Origin of the sequence: Klebsiella sp. 141251, assembly GCF_050600725.1 — a bacterium.
Taxonomy (GTDB): Bacteria; Pseudomonadota; Gammaproteobacteria; order Enterobacterales; family Enterobacteriaceae; genus Klebsiella; species Klebsiella aerogenes.
Window position 1 is genome coordinate 1 of sequence record NZ_JAQIRG010000021.1, and the last position, 4,681, is coordinate 4,681.

General features: G+C 50.8%; 4 protein-coding genes, 4 tRNA genes and 1 rRNA gene. 8 read left to right on the forward strand and 1 reads right to left on the reverse strand.

The window, feature by feature from the left end:
• From rrf to birA, 3 genes are all read left to right on the forward strand, one after another.
• Nucleotides 1-88: ribosomal RNA gene (rrf, locus tag PGR09_RS24420) — 5S ribosomal RNA — on the forward strand; the annotation flags it as partial.
• Nucleotides 89-508: 420 nt separating this feature from the next.
• Entirely contained in the window at nt 509-1,564 is a 1,056-nt protein-coding gene (gene murB, locus PGR09_RS24425; protein WP_316423621.1) for a UDP-N-acetylmuramate dehydrogenase, read from the forward strand.
• Complete coding sequence (gene birA / locus PGR09_RS24430) at nt 1,561-2,523, forward strand: bifunctional biotin--[acetyl-CoA-carboxylase] ligase/biotin operon repressor BirA (protein ID WP_045398335.1); 963 nt, start codon at nt 1,561-1,563, stop codon at nt 2,521-2,523. The genes murB and birA overlap by 4 nt, the downstream gene beginning before the upstream one ends.
• A 26-nt stretch (nt 2,524-2,549) precedes the next feature.
• Here birA and coaA read toward each other — a convergent pair whose 3' ends face one another.
• A complete protein-coding gene (gene coaA / locus PGR09_RS24435; protein WP_045398338.1) occupies nt 2,550-3,500 on the reverse strand; it encodes a type I pantothenate kinase in 951 nt (316 codons plus the stop codon).
• A 430-nt stretch (nt 3,501-3,930) separates the two neighbouring features.
• On the opposite strand from coaA, the gene PGR09_RS24440 reads away from it, so the two are divergent.
• The 5 genes from PGR09_RS24440 to PGR09_RS24460 form a co-directional block, all read left to right on the forward strand.
• Nucleotides 3,931-4,006, forward strand: a tRNA-Thr gene (locus tag PGR09_RS24440).
• Nucleotides 4,007-4,016: 10 nt separating this feature from the next.
• Nucleotides 4,017-4,101: transfer RNA gene (locus tag PGR09_RS24445), tRNA-Tyr, on the forward strand.
• Nucleotides 4,102-4,216: 115 nt separating this feature from the next.
• Nucleotides 4,217-4,291: transfer RNA gene (locus PGR09_RS24450), tRNA-Gly, on the forward strand.
• 5 nt (nt 4,292-4,296) lie between these two features.
• Nucleotides 4,297-4,372, forward strand: a tRNA-Thr gene (locus PGR09_RS24455).
• Nucleotides 4,373-4,487: 115 nt separating this feature from the next.
• A partial coding sequence (locus PGR09_RS24460) for a GTP-binding protein (protein WP_000031656.1) occupies nt 4,488-4,681 on the forward strand: 194 nt, incomplete at its 3' end.

Genomic DNA, 4,681 nt, shown 5'->3' on the forward strand with positions numbered 1-4,681 from the left:
CTGACCCCATGCCGAACTCAGAAGTGAAACGCCGTAGCGCCGATGGTAGTGTGGGGTCTCCCCATGTGAGAGTAGGGAACTGCCAGGCATCAAATAAAACGAAAGGCTCAGTCGGAAGACTGGGCCTTTTGTTTTTGTGTTTTGCGGCCAGACGCGCCGCCGTCTCCCCCGGTGGCGCTGCGCTTACCGGGGCTACAGTCCTGTAGCCCGGAAAAGGTGCGCAGCACCGCCTCCGGGGAAAGCCGCTGCCATATCAACGTAAACAAAGGCTCAGTCGGAAGGCCGGGCCTTTTGTTTTTGTGTTTTGCGGCCAGACGCGCCGCCAGCTCCCCCGGTGACGCTGCGCTTACCGGGGCTACAGTCCCGTAGCCCGGAAAAGGTGCGCAGCACCGGCTCCGGGGAAACATCCTCCCTGCCAGCGCCATTCATTAACGCCCATCATGAGTAGAACCCGGCCCTGAACCGGTATTATTCAGGCAAGCCTTCCCTCGCTATATACGGTAAACTAATGCTGATTTTGCATCAGGAAGCCACTATGAACCTCTCCCTCAAACCCTGGAATACCTTTGGCATTAACCATTCTGCCAAAGCAATTGTACTTGCTGAAAATGAACAACAGTTGCTGGCTGCCTGGCAAGCCGCCGCTGCAGAACACCAACCTTGTCTGATCCTTGGAGAAGGAAGCAACGTTCTGTTCCTGAAAGACTATTCCGGCACGGTGATTATCAACCGCATCATGGGGATCGAGGTAAGCGAAACGTCAGAAGCCTGGCGTTTGCACGTTGGCGCCGGCGAAAACTGGCATCAACTGGTGCAATTTGCGCTGGAAAATGGAATGCCTGGGCTGGAAAACCTGGCCTTAATTCCTGGCTGCGCGGGGTCTTCACCAATTCAAAATATTGGTGCCTATGGCGTCGAACTGCAGCGAGTATGTGAATACGTAGACTGTATCGAACTCGAAACAGGTCGCAAGCAGCGCCTTTCTGCCACAGAGTGCCGTTTCGGCTATCGCGACAGTATTTTCAAACATGAATATCAGGATCGTTACGCGATAGTGGCTGTTGGACTACGGCTGAAAAAAGCGTGGCAGCCTGTCCTGACCTACGGTGATTTAACCCGTCTCGATGCGCAAACTGTTACCCCCCGCCAGGTGTTTGATGCGGTTTGCCATATGCGTATGACCAAGTTACCGGATCCGAAAGTAAATGGTAATGCCGGCAGCTTCTTTAAGAACCCGGTCGTCAGTGCTCAGGTTGCTCAGGAATTGCTGGCTGCATTCCCTGGCGCGCCACATTATCCACAGGCTGACGGCAGCGTTAAGCTGGCGGCTGGTTGGCTTATCGATCAGTGCCAGCTAAAAGGTAAAACTATCGGCGGGGCGGCAGTTCACCGTCAGCAGGCGTTGGTACTGATCAACGATAACCAGGCGACCAGCGATGATGTCGTAGGGTTAGCCCACTATGTCCGCCAGCAGGTTGGCGAGAAATTTAACGTTTGGCTACAGCCTGAAGTGCGCTTCATCGGAGAGCAGGGTGAAGTGAACGCGGAAGAGGTGATTGCATGAAAGACAATACCGTACCCCTGACGCTTATCTCTATTCTGGCGGATGGCGAGTTTCACTCTGGCGAACAGCTCGGCGAACGCCTGGGGATGAGCCGCGCGGCAATTAACAAGCATATGCAGACGCTCCGCGACTGGGGTGTTGATGTGTTTACCGTACCAGGGAAGGGCTATAGCCTCCCTGAGCCGATTGAATTGCTGGATGAGCAAAAGATTGCCGGCCAGATTGAACAAGGTCGTATTACCGTGCTGCCGGTAATTGACTCCACCAACCAGTATTTGCTGGATCGTCTGGACGAACTGGAGTCAGGTGATGCCTGTGTCGCTGAATATCAGCAGGCTGGTCGTGGCCGCCGCGGGCGTAAGTGGTTCTCACCGTTTGGGGCCAATCTTTATCTCTCCATGTACTGGCGTCTGGAGCAAGGCCCCGCAGCTGCGATTGGTTTGAGCCTGGTAATCGGTATTGTGATTGCGGAAGTACTGCAGAGCCTGGGGGCGGATAACGTTCGGGTCAAATGGCCGAATGATATCTATCTGCAGGACCGCAAGTTGTCCGGTATCCTGGTAGAACTGACAGGCAAAACCGGTGATGCCGCGCAGATCGTCAGCGGTGCTGGTATCAATCTCGTGATGCGCCGGGTTGAGTCTGATGTTGTCAATCAGGGGTGGATCAGCCTTCAGGAGGCGGGAGTCTTCATTGACCGTAACACCCTGACGGCGCGTCTGGTGAAAGCATTACGTAGCGGTTTGCAACTATTCGAGCAGGAAGGTTTAACACCTTACCTGCCACGTTGGGAAAAACTGGATAACTTTATCAATCGGCCGGTGAAGTTGATTATTGGAGATAAGGAAATATTTGGTATTTCTCGCGGAATTGATGCTCAAGGGGCATTATTACTCGAGCAGGACGGGGTAATTAAACCATGGGTTGGAGGCGAGATATCGCTGCGTAGCGCAGAATAAACAGAAGGGAGCTTGCGCTCCCTTTCTTATTTCCGTAGGCGAACTTGATCGACCGAGTGATTTGCGCTCTTCGTCATAATCAAGCTGGCACGCTCTCTGGTTGGTAATATATTTTCTTTTAAGTTCAGTAGGTTGATCTCATTCCATAATGAAGTGGCAATATTAACCGCTTCGTCTTTTGAAAGTTTGGCGTAATTATGGAAATAAGAATCCGGATCGGTAAAAGCTCCTTCACGGAATTTCAGGAAGCGATTGATATACCAGTTCTTTAATAAGTCTTCCGGCGCATCGACGTAAATAGAGAAATCGACAAAGTCAGAAACAAATACATGATGGGGATCGTGTGGATAATCCATTCCGCTCTGCAGAACGTTCAAACCTTCCAGAATAAGAATATCCGGTTGAGCAACGGTTTTATCGCCATCAGGAATAACATCATAAATCAGATGGGAATAGACCGGCGCGGTTGCGCTGGGTACGCCAGATTTCAGGTCAGAAACAAACTTCACCAGCCGATGCATATCATACGACTGCGGGAAGCCCTTTTTCTTCATCAGGCCGCGTTCCTTTAACACCGAGTTAGGATGTAAGAAGCCATCGGTAGTAATCAGTTCTACATGGCGATGTTCAGGCCAGCGGCTAAGCAGCGCCTGTAAAACACGCGCTGTAGTACTTTTACCAACCGCAACGCTACCTGCAATACTGATGATGTAAGGAATACGCTGGCCATTGGTGCCAAGAAATTGCTCAAGCACCGCCTGGCGACGGAGGTTGGAACTGATATAGAAATTGAGCAAACGTGACAGCGGCAAATAGATCTCGGCGACTTCTTCCAGCGAAAGATCTTCGTTGATGCCTTTTAACCGCGCGATTTCTTCCTCTGTCAGCGTCATCGGAACGGAATCACGAAGTGCAGCCCATTGGTTGCGGTTAAATTGTAGATAGGGTGTCATTAACGTCTGCTCTTTTTTGCTCATAAGCATGTTCTTACTATCACCGAAAAAGAGGTAGCGGTGATGCTTCACACTAGTTAATCAGGACAATGGGCAGGAGGGTAACACCAGAATGCCGGGAATAATAAGAAAAAAACTCATCGAAGGGCGCTTTCTCATAGCAGCATCACAAGTGATGAATAAGTAGAAAGAGGGGAGAAAGCGAGTCTGCTATCTTTGCAGGTTAGCGATTGCGCCTGCCACCAGGATTTCCAGGTGAAAAAACCGTCATTCTTGTATCTGACAGGCGCAGCGAAACAAATTCTGCGTTGAGGAATGCGCTTTTTTTGCACTCCATTGTTTGAAATTACACCGTTTTTTCGCGTAAGAGCACAAAATGTGAGCAAGAGAACGTTTTATGCAAATTTTTAGTTGCATGAACTCGCAGGTCTCCCTAGAATGCGCGCTACTTGATGCCGACTTAGCTCAGTAGGTAGAGCAACTGACTTGTAATCAGTAGGTCACCAGTTCGATTCCGGTAGTCGGCACCATAACAATTTGGGTGGGGTTCCCGAGCGGCCAAAGGGAGCAGACTGTAAATCTGCCGTCATCGACTTCGAAGGTTCGAATCCTTCCCCCACCACCACTTTCGGGCGACGCTTTGCGTAGCCGGAGTTGGTTGGGTAAACTAATCAGCTCAACATTAAAGAGAGCAATCTCTTTTTTGTTACAGAAAGAACTGGGTAGCCGAGTTTCAGGATGCGGGCATCGTATAATGGCTATTACCTCAGCCTTCCAAGCTGATGATGCGGGTTCGATTCCCGCTGCCCGCTCCAGACGTGCTGATATGGCTCAGTTGGTAGAGCGCACCCTTGGTAAGGGTGAGGTCCCCAGTTCGACTCTGGGTATCAGCACCACTTCTTTATCTCTCCTTCCCTGTTTCTCTCTGTTTATTGCATTCAACAAGTCGGGCATGTTGCCTGGTTGATGTGGTGATATCACCGATTTATCCGTGTCTTAGAGGGACAATCGATGTCTAAAGAAAAGTTTGAACGTACAAAACCGCACGTTAACGTCGGTACTATCGGCCACGTTGACCATGGTAAAACAACGCTGACCGCTGCAATCACTACCGTACTGGCTAAAACCTACGGCGGTGCTGCTCGCGCATTCGACCAGATCGATAACGCGCCGGAAGAAAAAGCTCGTGGTATCACCATCAACAC